Source organism: Ramlibacter lithotrophicus, from assembly GCF_012184415.1.
Classification (GTDB): domain Bacteria; phylum Pseudomonadota; class Gammaproteobacteria; order Burkholderiales; family Burkholderiaceae_C; genus Ramlibacter; species Ramlibacter lithotrophicus.
The window spans coordinates 502061-519102 of the sequence record NZ_VTOX01000001.1; the positions used below are offsets into that span (position 1 = coordinate 502061).

Annotated in this window: 14 protein-coding genes and 1 tRNA gene; 4 read left to right on the plus strand and 11 right to left on the minus strand. The window is 71.4% G+C overall.

What is annotated here, in order from left to right; all coding sequences use genetic code 11:
* Positions 1 to 14 precede the first annotated feature (14 nt).
* Genes dsbG through dsbD form a run of 3 tightly spaced genes read right to left on the minus strand, consistent with a single transcriptional unit; the run spans position 15 to position 3495 of the window.
* On the minus strand, positions 15 to 860 hold the full coding sequence (gene dsbG, locus RAMLITH_RS02380; protein ID WP_168105721.1) for a thiol:disulfide interchange protein DsbG: 846 nt from the start codon (positions 858 to 860) through the stop codon (positions 15 to 17).
* A complete protein-coding gene (locus tag RAMLITH_RS02385) occupies positions 860 to 1684 on the minus strand; it encodes a TlpA disulfide reductase family protein (protein WP_168105722.1) in 825 nt (274 codons plus the stop codon). The genes dsbG and RAMLITH_RS02385 overlap by 1 nt, the downstream gene beginning before the upstream one ends.
* The gene (gene dsbD, locus RAMLITH_RS02390; protein WP_168105723.1) at positions 1681 to 3495 is read right to left on the minus strand and encodes a protein-disulfide reductase DsbD; all 1815 of its coding nucleotides are present in this window, start codon (positions 3493 to 3495) and stop codon (positions 1681 to 1683) included. Before dsbD ends, RAMLITH_RS02385 begins: the two co-directional genes overlap by 4 nt.
* Before the next feature lie 102 nt (positions 3496 to 3597).
* Between dsbD and RAMLITH_RS02395 the strand changes: the two genes are divergently transcribed.
* Together RAMLITH_RS02395 and RAMLITH_RS02400 are read left to right on the plus strand one after the other, a co-directional pair.
* Positions 3598 to 4260 (plus strand): response regulator, encoded by a 663-nt coding sequence (locus RAMLITH_RS02395; protein WP_168105724.1) that lies wholly within the window; start codon positions 3598 to 3600, stop codon positions 4258 to 4260.
* Positions 4257 to 5612: an ATP-binding protein gene (locus tag RAMLITH_RS02400; RefSeq protein WP_202883222.1), complete on the plus strand. Its 1356-nt coding sequence runs from the start codon at positions 4257 to 4259 to the stop codon at positions 5610 to 5612. The genes RAMLITH_RS02395 and RAMLITH_RS02400 overlap by 4 nt, the downstream gene beginning before the upstream one ends.
* 64 nt (positions 5613 to 5676) lie before the next feature.
* On the opposite strand, the gene RAMLITH_RS02405 is transcribed toward RAMLITH_RS02400, so the two are convergent.
* The 7 genes from RAMLITH_RS02405 to RAMLITH_RS02435 all read right to left on the minus strand — a co-directional run bounded on the left by RAMLITH_RS02405 (position 5677) and on the right by RAMLITH_RS02435 (position 10970).
* A tRNA-Lys gene (locus RAMLITH_RS02405) sits at positions 5677 to 5752 on the minus strand.
* 68 nt (positions 5753 to 5820) lie between these two features.
* Positions 5821 to 6603, minus strand: coding sequence for a tRNA threonylcarbamoyladenosine dehydratase (locus RAMLITH_RS02410; RefSeq protein WP_168105725.1), 783 nt, complete (start codon positions 6601 to 6603; stop codon positions 5821 to 5823).
* Between the two features lie 100 nt (positions 6604 to 6703).
* On the minus strand, positions 6704 to 7504 hold the full coding sequence (ybgF, locus tag RAMLITH_RS02415; protein WP_168105726.1) for a tol-pal system protein YbgF: 801 nt from the start codon (positions 7502 to 7504) through the stop codon (positions 6704 to 6706).
* A complete protein-coding gene (gene pal, locus RAMLITH_RS02420; RefSeq protein ID WP_168105727.1) occupies positions 7504 to 8037 on the minus strand; it encodes a peptidoglycan-associated lipoprotein Pal in 534 nt (177 codons plus the stop codon). The genes ybgF and pal overlap by 1 nt, the downstream gene beginning before the upstream one ends.
* Before the next feature lie 23 nt (positions 8038 to 8060).
* On the minus strand, positions 8061 to 9344 hold the full coding sequence (gene tolB / locus RAMLITH_RS02425) for a Tol-Pal system beta propeller repeat protein TolB (RefSeq protein ID WP_420376883.1): 1284 nt from the start codon (positions 9342 to 9344) through the stop codon (positions 8061 to 8063).
* Positions 9345 to 9366: 22 nt separating this feature from the next.
* Entirely contained in the window at positions 9367 to 10209 is an 843-nt protein-coding gene (locus tag RAMLITH_RS02430; protein ID WP_168105728.1) for a glycosyltransferase, read from the minus strand.
* A complete protein-coding gene (locus tag RAMLITH_RS02435) occupies positions 10206 to 10970 on the minus strand; it encodes a glycosyltransferase family 2 protein (RefSeq protein ID WP_168105729.1) in 765 nt (254 codons plus the stop codon). Before RAMLITH_RS02435 ends, RAMLITH_RS02430 begins: the two co-directional genes overlap by 4 nt.
* A 130-nt stretch (positions 10971 to 11100) precedes the next feature.
* Between RAMLITH_RS02435 and msbA the strand changes: the two genes are divergently transcribed.
* Both msbA and RAMLITH_RS02445 read left to right on the plus strand, forming a co-directional pair.
* Positions 11101 to 12828, plus strand: coding sequence for a lipid A export permease/ATP-binding protein MsbA (gene msbA / locus RAMLITH_RS02440; RefSeq protein WP_168105730.1), 1728 nt, complete (start codon positions 11101 to 11103; stop codon positions 12826 to 12828).
* Positions 12825 to 15167 carry a glycosyltransferase family 9 protein gene (locus tag RAMLITH_RS02445; RefSeq protein WP_168105731.1) on the plus strand — a complete coding sequence of 781 codons (2343 nt, stop codon included), beginning with the start codon at positions 12825 to 12827 and terminating at the stop codon, positions 15165 to 15167. Before msbA ends, RAMLITH_RS02445 begins: the two co-directional genes overlap by 4 nt.
* A gap of 297 nt (positions 15168 to 15464) precedes the next feature.
* On the opposite strand, the gene rng is transcribed toward RAMLITH_RS02445, so the two are convergent.
* A complete protein-coding gene (rng, locus tag RAMLITH_RS02450; RefSeq protein ID WP_168105732.1) occupies positions 15465 to 16937 on the minus strand; it encodes a ribonuclease G in 1473 nt (490 codons plus the stop codon).
* Between the last annotated feature and the right edge of the window lie 105 nt (positions 16938 to 17042).

Below are 17042 nucleotides of genomic sequence, written 5' to 3' on the forward strand. Positions count from 1 at the left end.
GTGTTCTCCGAAGCTCAGCGCGGGCCCAGGATCTGCGCCATGGCCGACGGTGGCGCGCCGGTGCGGGTCTGCACCGCGCCCTTCGCGTCGCGCCAGGCGAATGCCGGCGTGGCCTGCAGCCGCAGGCCGGCCATCAGCTTTTCGTTCGCGTCCAACTGCGCCTGGACCTTGGGCGGAATGCTGGCCAGCGGCTTGAGCCCGGCGTCGTCCAGCGGCCGCGGCCGGCCGGCGCCCAGCACCTTTGCATTCTCGGCCACGTGGCCGCGTTCATAGGTCGCCAATGCATCCGCGGGATCCTTGCTGGCCAGCAGGGCGGCCGCCTTGCCGGCGCTGGTGGGCGTGAGGATGCCCACCATGATGTGGCGCAGCTGCACCTTGCCGCTGTCGACCCAGGGCCGCGCGTCGGCCCAGAACTTGTTGCAGTACGGGCAGTTCGGATCGGTGAACACGTACACGGTGCGGGGCGCGTCGGCCTTGCCGTCGGCGATCCAGTGACTGCGCTCGAGCTGCTGCCACAGCCCCGCGGTCATCGGCGCTTGCACCGCCTTCGCCAGCGGCGCCTCGGTGACGTCATGGCCTTGCGCGTCGAGCAAGGTGCCCACGATGACGTGCTTGCCGTCGGGCGTGGCGTAGAACGCCAGCGGTTGCTGGCCCGCATAGCCGGCCCACGCCGTCAGGCCGCCGGGCGCGGGGAAGGTGCCGACGATGGTGACGCCTTGCGACTGCAGCGCACGCAGCGGCGGCGGAGGCTCGGGCGCGGCGGCCGGCGCGGCGAGCGGAACGAGCGCCAGGGCCGCGAAGGCAATGGCGCGAGGGGCCGGCAGTTGCGTGCCGCGAGCGGGGGATCGGGAAAAGTTCATCAGCGGATTTCGGATTGAGTGGAAAGTGCGTCCAGGCGCTGGCCCAGGGAGGCATGCGACAGCTCGCCGATGCGCGTGTCCACCAGGCGGCCGCGGGCGTCGTAGAAGAGCGTCGTCGGAAGGGCCCGATGGCCCAGCTCGATGCCGGCACGCCCGTGCACGTCGAGCAGCACGTTGCGCAGCGGCAGATCCTGCGCGGCCAGGAACGAGCGGACGCGATCGGCCGCCTCGCCCTGGTTCAGGAAAACGAAATTGACGTCCGGCCGCTGCGCCTGCGCCTCGCGCAACACCGGCATTTCGCGGCGGCACGGCGGGCACCAGGTGGCCCAGAGGTTGACGACCGTCGGCTTGCCATGGAAGCTGGCAAGCGTCACCTCCGGGCCTTCGAGCGATGGCACCGCGAGCGGCGGTAACTGGCCGCCCTCCCGGGGCATCATCGAGAGGGACAGCGCACCCAGCAGCCACACGGCGCCGGCCGTGCCCAGCGCCGCGGCCAGGGGCTTGCGCCAGCTTGCGCGGCGCACGGCCGCCACCACCGCATACGCGGCGGCCACGGCCACGCCGGCGAGCGGCGACCAGCCACCGTCCCGGATGTCGAGCATCGTGAGCGGGTCCTGCAGGTAGCCGTCGCGGAACTGCACCACGAATGCGACGCGGGCGGCGATGAGGCCGGCCAGCAGGATCCGAAACAGCAGCGGCTCGATGTCGACGCCGCCGGCCCGCCCCGCCAGCCGGCCAGCCCAGGAGCCCAGCAGGCCGCCCGCGATCGCCAGCAGCAGCCCGTAGGTGAACGTCAGCGGCCCGAGTGCCAGGGTGCCATTCATGACTGCGCTCCGGCCGGCTGGCGCGCCAGCAGCTCGCTGGCCGGGAATTCGCCCACCAGCCGCTGCGCGCGGCGCTCGCGGCCCTGGGCGTCGAACAGCATCACCGTGGGCGGCCCCATCACCTGGTGCTCGCGCATGAGGGCGCGCTGGGCCGCATCGCTGGCGGTGACGTCCGCGCGTAGCAGCACCACGCCGCCGAGCGCCTCGCGCACCCGCGGATCGCCGAACACCTCCCGCTCGATGGTCTTGCACGAGGTGCACCACTCGGCGGAGAACTCCACCAGCGCCGGCTGCCCCGCCGCGCTGGCCGCGTCCAGGCGTGCCTTGAGCACTCGCGGGTCGCTGATGGTCTCGAAGATGGCGGCGGCCTCTTCGGCCTGCACCGGCGCCACCGCCGGCCCGCGCACCAGCAGGCCCAGCGGACGCAGCGGATCGGCCCCGCCCGCCGCTGCGCCCACGACCATCGCGCCGCCCCACAGTCCCAGCAGCATGGCGGCGCTGCGCAGCGCGAGGCGCCCGCCGGTGGCGCCATTTGCCGCCGGTTGCCACAGCGCCATCGCGAGCGTGCCCAGCCAGGCGCCCCACAGCAGCAGCGTCGCCGGCGGCGGCAGGACCCGCGACGCCAGCCACACTGCCATGACCAGGAGCACGAAGCCGAAGCCGGCCTTCACCCGATCCATCCACGCCCCGGGCCGGGGCAGGAACCGGGCGCCCAGTGTGCCGATCACGAGCAGCGGCACCCCCATCCCGAGCCCCATGGCCAGCAGCAGCACTCCGCCTTGGACCACGTTGCCGCTCTGCGCGATGTACAGGAGCGTGCCGGCCAGCGGCGCGGTCATGCAAGGGCTCACGAGCAGCGCGGACAACGTCCCCATGCCGGCGGCCCCGGCGATGCTGCCGCCCTGCGGGGCGGCACGCGCCAGGCGATCGCGCACGGCTGCCGGCAGCTGCAGTTCGTAGAAGCCGAACATCGACAGCGCCAGCGCGACGAACACGCCGGCGAAAGCGAGGATGGCCCACTGGTTCTGCAAGAGGGCCTGCAACCCCGCGCCGGCGAGCGCCGCGGCCACGCCGAGGCCGGCATACACCAGCGCCATGGGCACCACGAAGGCGAGCGTCAGCACGAACGCGCGTCGGGGGCCGGCGCGGCTGCCCGCGACCATGCTGGAAACGATGGGCACCATCGGCAGCACGCACGGCGTGAACGTCATGGCGATCCCGAGCAGGAAGAACACGGGGACGGTCCACCAGAGCGTGCGTTCGCCCAGCAACCGGGTGATGCCGCTGTCGCTCCAGAGCGACGCCGCTGGCGATGCCGCGACAGGAGCGACCGGTGCGCCGGCGCTGGACGGGCCCGCGCCGGCGAGCGTCATGCCGGCCAGCGAAACGGTCTGCTGCTGCGGCGGATAGCACAGGCCTTCGTCCGCACAGCCTTGCCATCCGACCTGGAGCGCCGAGGCGCTTGCGGCGTCGACGGCGACGCTCACGCGGTCGTGGTAGACCTCGACCTCACCGAAATTGGGGTCGTTCTTGCGTTCGCCGGGCGGAGTCACCAGCTTTCCTACAATTTCTCCTCCGGCCGCCGCGACGGTCAGCCGATCGCGATACAGGTAGTAGCCGGGCGCGATGGTCCACTCGAGGCGCACTTCGCCGGCCACGCTGCCCGGTGCCACCGTGAGCTGGAAAGCCTGTTCCGGTTCGAGGAACGTCGGCTCGGCGCGGGCCGCGCCCGCCGCTACCGCCAGCCAGGCGGCCAGGAGCAGCCAGCTGCACGCGTGCAGGAACTCTTGGATGCGAGAGCGATTCTTCATGTGATGCCGTTTCCGTTTGCCCCAGTGTGAACGGCACCGATTAAGCAGGTGTTAAGGACGCGCCCCGCCCCGGGGCGCGGCCGTTGTGGTGGGAGCCCTTTCTTGCATGTTCTGTTGATCGAAGACGATGCGCTGGTCGCCAGCGGCGTGGCGGCGGGCCTGCGCCTGCACGGATTCACGGTGGACCACGTGGACTCGGCGCGCCTGGCCGATGCCGCGATCGCAGCGTCGCACTTCGACGTCGCGGTGCTGGACCTGGGCCTGCCCGATGAAGACGGCATGAACCTGCTGCAGCGCTGGCGCGCCCGCGGCGTGCAGATGCCGCTGCTCATTCTCACGGCCCGCGATGCGCTCGCCCACCGCGTCGCCGGCTTGCGCGGCGGCGCGGACGATTACCTGCTCAAGCCGTTCGAGCTCGACGAACTGGTCGCCCGCCTGCATGCGCTGCTGCGCCGCAGCGCCGGCCGCAGCGTCGACCGCATCGAGCACGGCGCACTCAGCTTCGAACCCGCGACGGGGGACGTGCGGCTGCGAGGCCAGGCCGTGGAACTGGCGCGCCGCGAGAAGACGCTGTTGCACACGCTGTTGCAGCATCCGCGCCAGATCCTCAGCACCGACCAGTTGCGCGATCGCCTGTACGGGCTGGGCCAGGACGTGGAGAGCAACGCCGTGAACGTGCACATCCACCACCTGCGGCGCAAGCTCGGGCCCGGCATCGTCGAAACCGTCCGCGGCCTCGGCTACCGCCTGGGAGACGCGACATGAACAGCCTGCGCCTGCGGCTGCTCGTCATCATCGGCGGCTCGCTGCTGGTCCTGTGGTCGCTGGTCGCCGCCTGGATGCTGGCGGACCTGCGCAGCGAACTGCGCACGGCGCTCGACGACCGCCTGGCGGCTTCGGCGCGCATGGTCGCGGGCCTGGTGGCGCAGTTGCCGCCCTCCCCCGTTCCGGGCGGCACGCCGGCGCCCGCGCTAACGGACGTGATCGGCCGCGACGGACTGGCCTGCGAAGTGAGCCTGCTGCGCGGCGAGGTGAGGATGCAGCCCCTCGCCCGCACCGCCAGCAGCCCGGGGCTGGACGACCTGCCGGCCGGCTACAGCACGCGCATCCTCGGCGGCAAGGCCTGGCGCACCTACGTGCTGCAGGACGGGCCGATCCGGGTGGCGACCGCCGACCGCATCGACGTGCGCGAAACGCTGTTGCGCGACGTCGCGCTGACGGCGGGCGTTCCGTTCGCCGTGGCGCTCGCCGGCAGCCTGGCGATGCTGTGGTTCGGCATCGGCGGCGGACTCGCACCGCTCGAACGCATGCGCAAGCTGCTGGAGCGTCGTCGCGCGGATGACGATGCGCCGCTGCCGGCCATGCTCGTCCCGAAGGAGCTGGCGCCGCTGGTCGGCACCATCAGCCACCTGCTGGAGCGGGTGCGCGCCGCGATCACGCGCGAGCGCCGCTTCACGGACGACGCGGCCCACGAGCTGCGTACGCCGCTCACGGCCATCAAGACGCACCTGCAGGTGTTGCGGCTCGCGAGCGCAGGCCGACCACTGGCCGCCGGTGCGAAGGAGGCTCTGGGCCACGCGGACGATGGCGTGGCGCGCATGCACAGGACGCTGGAACAGTTGCTCCTCCTGGCGAGGCTGGAAAGCGACGAGGGCCTCGAGCCCGGCACGAACTGCCGCGCGGCCGACGCCGTGCGCGAGGCGATCCAGGACGCCGAGGCGGCCCTCGGCCGGCCAGGACAGGTGCTGGTGGAGGGCTCGCTGGACGGCGTCGCCGTGGTTGCGCCGTGCGGGTTGCTGGCGTCCGCGCTGCGCAACCTGCTGGACAACGCGATGCGATCGGCGCCGGCGACGCCGGTCACGTTGCGAGCGGAACGGCGCGGCGACCATCGGGTGAGCTTCGCGGTACTCGACCGCGGCCCCGGCCTCACCGAGGCCGAGTGCGCTCAGGCCGTGCAGCGGTTCTGGCGGTGCGGCAAGGCGGGTTCAGGCAGCGGACTCGGCCTCTCCATCGTCAGCAGCATCGCCGAGCGCTGCGGCGGCGAGTTGACCTTGCGGCCGCGTATGGGCGGCGGGCTGAGTGCTGAGCTGACGCTGGGCGTGGCGGCGGCGAAGTGACCTGCGCCCCGACCAAGGAAAAGGGCCGGTTGCCGCGCGAGCAACCGGCCCTTGCCGGGAAAACTGGTAGGACGTACAAGATTCGAACTTGTGACCAACGGATTAAAAGTCCGCTGCTCTACCAACTGAGCTAACGTCCCGCACCAGGCGCCTCGCGGCGCCTTGCATTCTCCGCCGCAGTGCGTTGGCGCTGCAGCAAAGCCGTCGATTATAGCGCCATCTTTGGCGCTCTCGCGATGCGATCGAGGATCCAGCCGGCCGCGCACTGGCCGAACGTGGCGGTGACGGCCACGACCGAGCCGTAGCCATGACAGTTCAGCGACCCGTCGCCGTCGATCGCGCACGACGCGTCCGGCGGCGCGACGGCTTCGCGGCTGAACACGCACGGCACGCCGATCGCACGACCCTCCTTTGGCGCGCCGTGGAACTTGCGCAGGCGGTAGCGCACCTGCGCGAGCAGCGGATCGTGCGTCGTGCGCGCGAGGTCGTCGACGTCCACCAGGTGGGCCAGGCGCTTGCCGCCGGCGGCCCCGGCGCTCACGAACAGCGTGCCGGTGGCGCGGGCCCACGCGGCCATCGCCACCTTGGCCTTCACTTCGTCGCACGCGTCGATGACGGCAGTGACGCCATCGGGCAGCAACCGCGGCCAGTTGTCCGGCTCGACGAACTCCTCGATGCCATGCACGCGGCAGCCGGGATGGATCTGGGCGATCCGCTCGGCCATGGCCTGCACCTTGGCCTGGCCCAGCGTGCGGTCCAGCGCGTGGATCTGCCGGTTCACGTTGGAGACGGCGATGTGGTCCAGGTCGATGAGGGTCAGCTGGCCGACCCCGCTGCGCGCCAGCGCTTCCGCGGCCCAGGAGCCGACGCCGCCGATGCCGACGACCGCGACGTGCGCGGCGCGGATCGCCGCCGCGCCGGGCACGCCATAGAGCCGCTCGAGGCCGCCGAAGCGGCGCTGCAGGTCGGCGGCTTCGTCGAGATGGGTCATGCGCAATGCAACGGGGACATGGCCGATTCTAGGCAGAGAGCCCGAAGGCCCTCACCCCAGCCCGCTCCCCGAAAAAGAGGGCCAACAGCCGGCGCGCCGCTCAGCGCAGCCGCGCCAGCCGCTCGCGCGCAGCCACCGCCGCCTCGGACTGCGGATAGGCCTTGACGAGTTCGTCCAGCGTGCGGCGGGCGCCGGCGGTGTCCTTCAGCTCGATCTGGCAGTTGGCGATCGACAGCACCGCCTCGGGTGCGCGCGGATGCGCCGGTGCCGCCGCCAGCAACGCGCGGAAATTTCCGATGGCGCCGCGGTAGTCGCGGTTCGCGTATTGCGAGTTACCCAGCCAGAACAGCGCCGTCGGCCGGAACCCGCTTTGCGGATAGCGCTGGATGAACTGCGCGAATGCGGTCTGGGCGGCGGGGAAATCGCCCTTGCGGAACGTGGCCAGGGCGGCTTCGAACTCGCGGGCCTCGGCCGGGTCGGCGATGAACTCGCGCCCGTCGACCTGCACCTGCGACGGCTCGATCTTGCGCAGCCGCTCCTCGACGCCTTGCGCCAGGTCCTTCTGCCGCCGCTGCATCTCCGAGATGTCGCGCAGCAACTGTTCGTTCTGCCCGTTCAGCCGCGCGATCTCGCCGCGCAGCGACTCGATCTGGGTCTGCAGCTCCAGCAGGCTGCGGCGCAGCTGGCCGTTGGCGTCCTCGTTCGCACGTCGCGCGTCCTCGGCCTGGCGCTCGGACGCGAGGCGCTGCGCCTCCACCTTCTGGCGCAGGTCGATGATGGCGCGGCGGGCCTCATCGTCCTCGAACAGGGCGGCCGAAGCGAGCGGCGCGGCGCCGAGCCATGCCGCCGCCAGGGCGCCGGCTGCGATGGCGCGCCAGGCACGGATGCGGTGCGCTCCCATCAGCGGTAGACGATCTCGACGCGGCGGTTCTTCGCCCACGCCGATTCGTCGCTGCCCGGCACTGCCGGTTTTTCCTTGCCGAAGCTCACCGCTTCCATCTGGCTGTCGGCGACCCCCAGCAGGCCCAGCGCGCGGCGCACGGCCTCGGCGCGGCGCTGCCCCAGCGCGAGGTTGTACTCGCGGCCGCCGCGCTCGTCGGTGTGGCCCTCGAGCGCGACCCGGCGCGTGCCGTTGGCCTTCAGGAAGCGCGCGTGCGCATCGATGAGCGCCTGGAATTCGGGCTTGATCACGTAGCTGTCGTAGTCGAAGTAGACGAGACGGGCCACGTTCACCGGACCTGCTGCGGTCGAAGCGGCCGAGTCCGCCGCGACCGGGGCCACGCGGCTTTCGGTCGCTGGCGCCGCACCGCCGGGCTGGGCCGGCACCGCGCTCGCGCTCTTGTCTTCGACTGGCACGTCGTCGAGCTTGACGCCGGAGGAGCAGCCCGCCATGAAGACGGCGACGAGCAGGCCCAGGAACACGCGTTTCATCATCCAAATACCTCCTGAAAAATCGTTCATTTCTGGAACGGACCCCAGTCCGGTTCGCGCAAGTCGCCACCTTGCCCGGCCAGCCGGGCCTTGATCTTGCCGTCCAGGGTGGTCGTCATCAGCGCTTCGCGCCCATTTTGCCGCGTCGCGTAGACGATCAGGCGGCTGTTCGGCGCGAAACTGGGACTCTCGTCGGCCGTGGTGTCGGTGATCGAGTGCACCGCGCCGCCGCTCAGCTCCATCACCTGCAGCTTGAAAGCGCCACCGACGCGCGAGATGTAGGCCAGCCAGCGGCCGTCCGGGCTCACCGTGGGCGAGATGTTGTACGAGCCGTTGAAGGTCACGCGCTCGGGCGCGCCGCCGCCGGCCGGCATGCGGTAGATCTGCGGCGCACCGCCGCGGTCGCTCACGAAATAGATCGTGCGGCCGTCCGACGAATAGACCGGCTCGGTGTCGATGCCGCTCGACTGGGTGAGCCGCCGTGGATCGCCGCCGGTGGCGTCGATGGTGTAGAGCTGCGAGCCGGCGTCCCGGCTCAGCGTCACGGCCAGGGTGCGGCCGTCGGGCGACCAGGCCGGCGCGCTGTTGGAGCCGCGGAAGTTGGCGACCAGGCGGCGGCGCCCGCTCGCGACCTCGTGCACGTACACGACCGGCTTGCGGGCCTCGAAGGACACGTAGGCCAGTTGCGCGCCGTTGCGCGACCAGGCCGGCGAGATGATGGGCGCGCCGCTGGCCAGCGCCGATTGCGCGTTCTCGCCGTCGGCATCCGCCACCCACAGGTTGTAGCGCTCGCCGGCCTTGGTGACGTAGGCGATGCGGGTGGAGAACACGCCTTTTTCGCCGGTCAGCTTCTCGTAGATGAAGTCGGCGATGCGGTGCGCCGCGAGCCGCAGGTCGCCGGCCGTGACGGCATAACTCTGGCCGCCCATGTCCTGCCCGCGCACCACGTCCCACAGCCGGAAGCGCACGTCCCAGCGGCCGTCCGCCAGCCGGTTGACGCTGCCGGACGCCAGCGAATCGGCGCCCTTCTGCCGCCACGGCGTGAGGTCGGGCAGGCTGGTCTCGTCCAGCGCCGCTGCGGCGGCGTCGATGGCGCGGAACTGCCCGCTGCGCTCCAGGTCGGCCTGCACGATCGCGGCGAGCTTCTGCGGCGCCGCGGCCTCGCCGCGGAACGGGGCGATCGCGATCGGCAGCTGCGTCAGGCCGACCCCGGTGACCTCGACCCGGAACTGGGCGAGCGCGGGCAGCGCCGGCAAGGCGCCCAGCAGGCCCACCATCTGGCGTCGCCGCCACAGCGCAGGGATGTTCATGCTAGTCGGTTGCTCCATCGTTTCATTTGTTCAAATCCATTATGCGCGCGCTGCCCGGCGCGAGCTCCGCCAGGCCCGCGGCGGCCCGCACCAGGCCCTGTTGCAGACGCTGTACGACGCGTTCGCGGTTGCCGGCCTCGCCGGCGCGGCTGTTCTCGCGGTGCCACAGGTGGAACACCTCGGTCGCCAGGTACCCGTTCTTGCGGCGCAATCCGTGGCGATGCAGCCGCAGCACGAGGTCGGCGTCCTCGTGGCCCCAGCCGCTGAAGGTTTCGTCGAAGCCGTTCACCGCCTCGAGGTCACGATACCAGACCCCGAAATTGCAGCTGCGGATGCCTTTCCAGGCAAACCCGGTTTGTACACGGCCGGGCGCTGCTGTCCAGCAAAGAAGATGCGTCAGTTTGTTAACGTCGCCGCGCCAGCGCAACCGCAGCCACTGCGCGGAAGAGAGCCGCGCCAGGTCGGTGCGGCCAGCGATCGCGTCGGCCGTGAGGCCCTCGCTTAGGAGCACGCGGCTGCCGTTGACGAAGTGGCCGGCTTGCGCCAGCCGGGCATGCTGGACCGCGAAGTGCGGCGTCGGCACGCAGTCCCCGTCCATGAACACGATGTAGTCTGCGCCCGCGTGCGCCGCGCCGAGGTTGCGGGCCCGCGCCGCGGTGAAGCCCACGTCGGGATGCCACACGTGCCGCACCGGACAGGCGAACGGCGGCAGGCCCTGGCGCACGGCCTCGACGTGTTCGGCGCGCGAGCCGTCGTCGGCGATCACGACCACGTCGCCGCGCCCGCACTGCGGTGCCAGCGCGCGCAGCACCGCGAGCAGCGCGTCGGAGCGGTTGTAGGTGAGGACGACGAAGGCCCTCCTCATGCCTTGGCGGGCGCCTCCGGCTCGCGCTGCAGCAGCCACAGCTTGACGTAGCGGTAGTAGGTGCCTTCCGCGTTGGAGACGGCGAGCATGAAGCCCCAGCGGCCGTCCAGGAAGCCGAGCCGCAGCACGTAGGTGCGGAAGAACGCCCACAGGCCGTGGGCGACGGCGCGCCCCAGCGAGCCCTTGCGGCCCGCGGTGGTCATGTCGCGGGCGCTGGCGCTGGAATAGCGATTGAGTTTCTCCAGCACCGACTCCATCGAGCGGAAGCTGTAGTGGACGATCGGATGGCGCAGCGTGCCGGTGGCGCCGTGCACCTCGAGGTGCGCGTGCAGGTAGTGCTCGGTGAAGCGCCCCTTGCCTCGCCGCGCCAGCCGCCAGGTGTAGTCAGGGGTCCAGCCGGCGTGGCGGATGAACCGGCCGCAGTACATGGAGGAGCGCGGCACCCGGAAGCCGTCCACGTCCGCACGTTCGATGGCGGCGCGGATCTCCGCGGCCAGCTGGGGCGTGATGCGTTCGTCGGCGTCCAGCGAGAAGAACCAGTCGCCGGTGGCGAGGTCGATGCCGCGGTTGTTCTGCGGCCCGTAGCCGGGCCAGTCGGTGGCCACGACGCGGGCGCCCTCGGCCCGGGCCAGGTCGGGCGTCGCGTCGCTGCTGCCCGAGTCGAGCACGATCACCTCGTCGGCAAAGCGGGCCGAGCGCACGCAGTCGGCGATGTTGATGGCCTCGTTCTTGGCGACGATGATGATGCTCAGGGTGGGCATTGGAGGCGCGCCGTGGCGCGGCCGTCACCGGCCCGCACGGCATAATCCCTCGTTTGTCGATCGGGCCATTATTGCACCCCACCTGCTGGCGTCCCGGGCGACCGCCGGCCACTCGCCGGCACTGCAACGCATGATCCGCATCGACACCTCCCTCCTGCGCTGGCTCGCGCCCTACTTCGCGAGCACCCGCCGTTTCTGGGCGATCGCGGCGCTGGCGACGGTGGTTTCGTCGGCGCTCGAGCCGCTGGTGCCGGCGCTGCTCAAGCCGCTGCTGGACGAAGGTTTCCGCGGGGACGGCTTTCCGCTGTGGCTGGTGCCGGGCAGCCTGCTGCTGCTGTTTGCGGTGCGCGGGCTGGCCGGTTTCATCGCCGACCTCGCGCTGGCGCGCATCACGCAGGACGGCCTGCTGCGGCTGCGCAACGACATGTTCGCGCGGGTGCTCGACGCGCGCCTGTCGCTCTTTCGCGAGCAGAACGCCACGGCGCTGTCCAACACCGTGGTGTTCGAGGTGCAGAACGGCGCCACGCTGCTGGTGAACGCCGTGATGGGCCTGGTCAAGGACGCGGTGGCGCTGGTCGCCCTGCTCGCCTACCTGCTGTACCTGAACTGGCAGCTCACGCTGATCGTGTTCCTGATCGTGCCGGCCGTGGGCTGGCTGATGCGAACCGTGTCGCGGCGGCTCTATCGCATCGCCCGCACCACGCAGACCGCCACCAACGACCTCGCCTACGTCGTCGAGGAGAACGTGCTGGCCGCGCGCGTGGTGCGCCTGCACGGCGCCCAGGAGGCGCAGTCGGGCCGCTTCGCCGGCCTGAGCGCCGCGCTACGCCGGCTGGCGATGAAGACGGCCGTCGCCTCGGCCTCGATCACCCCGCTCACCCACATGATGGCCGCCGCGGCGCTGTCGGCGGTAATCTCCATCGCGCTCTGGCAGAGCCGTGACGGCATCACGGTGGGCACGTTCGCGGCCTTCATCACGGCGATGCTGATGCTGATCGCGCCGATCAAGCGGCTGTCGGAAGTCGCCAGCCCGATCTCGCGCGGCCTGGCGGCGGTGCAGCGGGCCCGCGACCTGATCGAGCTGAGCCCGGCCGAAACCGGCGGCGACTACGCGCCGCAGCGGGCCCTGGGCCGCATCACGCTGGAAGGCGTCGGCGTGCGCTACCGCGACGACGGCGAGCCGGCACTCGACGGCGTGACGCTGGCGATCGAGCCGGGGCAGGTGGTGGCGCTGGTGGGGCCTTCGGGGTCGGGCAAGACGACGCTGGCCAACCTGCTGCCGCGGTTCGTGCAGCCCACCGGCGGCCGGGTCTGCCTGGACGGCCACGACGTCGGCGAGTGGCGGCTCGACGTGCTGCGCCGCCAGTTCGCGCTGGTGAGCCAGGACGTCGTGATGTTCAACGACACCCTGGCCGCCAACGTGTCGCTGGGCGGGATGCCGGACGCACAGCGCCTGCGCGAGTGCGTCGCCGCCGCCAATCTCGAGGACGTGGTGGCGGCGCTGCCCGAGGGCCTCGACACGGTGGTCGGCCACAACGCGGTGGCCCTGTCGGGCGGCCAGCGCCAGCGCCTCGCGATCGCCCGCGCCTTGTACAAGGACGCGCCGGTGCTGATCCTCGACGAGGCGACCTCGGCACTCGACACGGCCTCGGAGCGCCAGGTCCAGGAAGCGCTGCAGCGGCTGATGGCCGGGCGCACCACGCTGATCATCGCGCACCGGCTCTCGACGATCGAACATGCCGACCGCGTGCTGGTCCTGGACCGCGGCCGGATCGTCGAGAGCGGCAGCCATGGCGAGCTGCTGGCGGCCGGCGGCCTCTATGCGCGGCTGCACGCGCTGCAATTCGGAGGCGCATGACGGCGCCGGTACCCGTAGCCCCGGCCGTCACGCGCGGCCGGCCCCAGGTGTGGGACTGGTGCCTCACGGCGACGCTGGCGCTGCTCGGCTTCTTCCTGCCGTTCTCGTCGGCCGGGGTCGCGATCGCCGAGTTCCTGCTGCTGCTGCTGGTCCTGGCTCGACCGCGTGCCCTGGCCGACCGCGAGGCCTGGCGCGACCCGGTGATGGCGATCGGACTCGCGCTGCTCGCCTGGATCGCGATACACACGCTCGTCGCGAGCGGCACCGGGCGCGACAGCGTGCGCGCCATCAACCAGTACCAGGAACTGCTGCTGGCGCCGGTGCTCGCGGCACTGCTGCTGCGCGCCCGCGACCGGCAGGTCTTCCTGCGGGCCTTCGTCGCGGGCTGCGTGTTCCTGGCCCTCGTCTACTGGAGCGTCACGTTCGAGCCTGCCATGCGGCACGTCGTGGGCGAGCGGCGCATCTCCGCCGGCTTCGCGCTGGCCGTGTGCGCCTTCCTGCTGGTGCTGCGGGCGCGCGGCCATCCAGGCGCCTGGTGGCTGCGCGGGCTGGCTGCGTTCCTGACGCTCACGGTGCTGTTCGCGCTCGATTCGCGCACCGGCTACATCCTGGTGCTGGTGCTGGCGGCCAGCGCGGCCTGGCTGCATGCGCCGCGCGGCTGGCGCTGGATGGCCGTGCTGGCCGGGCCGTTGATCGTGCTCGTGCTGGCGTTCAGTTCGGACTCCATGGAGGAGCGCGTCAGCGAAACGCTGGCCGGCTGGCAGCCGGCCGCCGCCACCGGGGGCTTCACGTCAACCACCATCCGCATCGAGCTGATCCGGATTTCCTCGGACCTTGTCCGACGGCACTGGCTCGCAGGCGTGGGATACGCCAACTACGACACGGCGCACGAACGGGCGGCCCGCGAGCGCTATCCCGGTCTCACGCCGCAGGAGGCCGAGCGCCGTGCGCTGTGGATGCGCAGCAGCAACCCGCACAACGAGTACGTGATGCAGCTGGCCGGCGGCGGCGTCGTGGCGCTGGCGCTGTTCCTCGGCTGGCTCGGCGCCATCCTGCGGCGCGCCGCGACCGCGGGACGGCCCGTGGGCGCCGTGCTGGCCGGCCTCGCCGCCGCCTTCGCCATCGGCAGCCTGTTCAACTCGCTCCTGCTCGATTTCATCGAAGGACACCTGTTCGCCGCGCTGCTGGCGCTGCTGGTGGCGGAGTCGCGCGACCTCGCCCGGCGCGACGAGAACATGCGCCGCGTGGTGATCATCGTGACGCGCCAGATCGGCGACGTCCTGCTCACCACGCCACTGCTGCGGGCAGCGCGCGACCGCTGGCCGCGGGCGCGCATCGACGTGCTGGCGTTCGCCGGAACGGCCGGCATGTTGCACGGCAACCCGGACCTGGACCGGCTGCTGGAGTATCCGGCGCGCCTGGGCTGGACCGGCTTCCGGTCCCTGGTCCGCCGGCTGTGGCGCCGGTACGACCTGGCGCTGGTCGCCGACCCGGGCGACCGCGCCCACCTCCTGGGCTGGATCGCCGCCCCGCGGCGCAGCGGGGTGATTCCCGCGCACGGCGCCAGCAACTGGGTCAAGCGTCTGGCGCTCGAGCATGTGGTGGTTTCCGCCGGCGACCTGGGCAGCGTGCACGTCACCGCGGAACGGCAGGCGCTGATGGCGCCATGGGCGGCAGGTGCGATGGCACCGGCGCAGGTGGTGCCGCCGCCGCCCGGGGAGCTGCCGCCGCCGCTGCGCGAGCTGGTCCGGCCCGGCGCCGTGGTCGTGCACGCGCCTTCGATGTGGCCGTACAAGCAGTGGCCGGTCGCGCACTTCGAGCGCCTCGTTGCGGCGCTGCTGGCGCAGGGCAGACAGGTGGTGCTGACCGGCAGCGGCGGCGGGCGAGACCAGGAATGCATCGCACCGCTGCGCGCGCTGGGCCAGCCGCCGCAGCTGCTCGACGCCTCGGGACAGCTGGACTTCAACCAGCTGGCGGCGCTGCTGCGCGAGGCGGCCCTCTACATCGGTCCGGACACCTCGGTGTCCCACCTCGCGGCGGCCACCGGCGCGCCGGTGATCGCCATCTTCGGGCCGACCAACCCGCTGCGCTGGGCGCCGTGGCCGGCGAAAGCTGGGGCGCAGGAGCTGTTCGCACGCTCGGCGGCCGCGCAGCAGGCAGGCAACGTGACGGTCCTGCAAGGCACCCAGCCGTGCGTGCCTTGCGGCCGTGCCGGCTGCGAGGACCACCGCCAAAGCCGCAGCGACTGCCTGCAGTCGATCAGCCCGGAGCAGGTGCTGGCGCAGGCGGAGCTGCTGCTGGACGGCAGCCGAGCAGCGACACCGGGCCCTGACCACTAGTGCCCTGTCCCACAAATATCTGTACTCTCGTTCGGATGGATGCGGGGATGATCGGTGGTTGGCCAGAGCGGGTCCAGACTGGACGTCTGGACCCGCTTTGGACGGCCGCCGAGCGCCCCGCAGGCGCCGAACCCTCCGGGCTGGCTCGTAGCGGGCCGCATGCCGCGTTACGGTCACCGGCCAATACGTCAAGTATTGGCCGGCGCCCGCGCCTTGCCGGCGGCCCGCTACGAACCAGCGAGAGCACAGATATTTGTGGGACAGGACACTAGCCCCTGCTGTTGTAGCGCCGCGGCGCTACAACAGCACGATGTCGTACTGCTCCTGGCCCATCGCGGCCTCGGACTGCAGCGAGATCGGCTTGCCGATGAAGTCCGACAGCCCGGCCAGGTGCTGGCTCTCCTCGTCCAGCAGCAGCTCGATCACCTGCGGCGCGGCGACGATGCGGTACTCGCGCGGGTTGAACTGCCGCGCCTCGCGCAGGATCTCGCGCAGGATGTCGTAGGCCACGCTGCGCGCGGTCTTCACGGTGCCCTTGCCCTGGCAGGCAGCGCACGGCTCGCAGAGCATGTGCGCCAGCGACTCCCGCGTGCGCTTGCGCGTCATCTCCACCAGGCCGAGCTGCGAAAAGCCGCCGGCCATCGTCTTCACGCGATCCCGGCCCAGTTGCTTGCGGAACTCCGCCAGCACGGCCTGCCGGTGGTCCTCGCGGCCCATGTCGATGAAGTCGACGATGATGATGCCGCCCAGGTTGCGCAGCCGCAGCTGCCGCGCGATCGCGTGGGCAGCCTCCAGGTTGGTCTTGAAGATGGTGTCGTCGAAGTTGCGGGCGCCGACGAAGCCGCCGGTGTTGACGTCCACCGTGGTCAGCGCCTCGGTCTGGTCGACGATCAGGTAGCCGCCCGACTTGAGCTCGACGCGCCGGCCGAGGGCCTTCTGGATCTCGTCGTCGATGGCGTACAGGTCGAAGATCGGCCGCTCGCCCTTGTACAGCTGCAGCCGCTCCGCGGCCGCCGGCATGAACTCCTGGCCGAAGGCGCGCAGCTGGCTGAACTGCTCGCGCGAATCGATGCGGATGGTCTGCGTCTCGTCGCTGACCAGGTCGCGCAGCACGCGCTGCAGCAGGCTCAGGTCCTGGTGCAGCAGCGACATCGGCGGCAGCCGCAGCGCCGCCTCCCGGATGCGGGCCCAGGTCTTGCGCAGGTAGGCGATGTCCTCGGACAGCTCGGCATCCGTGGCGTCCTCGCCGTTGGTGCGCAGGATGAAGCCCCCGCCCTCGGGACCCGCCAGCGCCTGCAGCCGGGCGCGCAGCTCGTCGCGCTGTTCGGGCGGAATCTTCTGCGACACGCCCACGTGGTCGTCCTGGGGCAGGAACACCAGCAGCCGCCCGGCGATGCTGATCTGCGTCGACAGGCGGGCGCCCTTGGTGCCGATCGGATCCTTGATCACCTGCACCATCAGCGGCTGGCCTTCGAACACCTGCTTCTCGATCGGCACCTGCGGCTGGCTGCTGCGCAGGAACGGCGCCTCGCCGTCCGGCTGGCGATGCCAGACGTCGGCCACGTGCAGGAACGCGGCGCGCTCCAGTCCGATGTCGATGAAGGCCGATTGCATGCCCGGCAGCACGCGCGCCACCTTGCCCAGATAGACGTTGCCGACCAGCCCCCGCTCCAGCGTGCGCTCCACGTGCAGCTCCTGCACGGCGCCGTTTTCGATGATCGCGACCCGCGTTTCCTGGGGCGACCAGTTGATCAGGATGTCCTGCTGCATTCTTGGTATGTTGGGTGGCGACGGCCGGGACAGGATACCTCAGTCATTCGAGCCGCCCGCGTTGCAGCCTGCGTCGATAGAATCCGCCAGTCCCTGTTTCCGAAT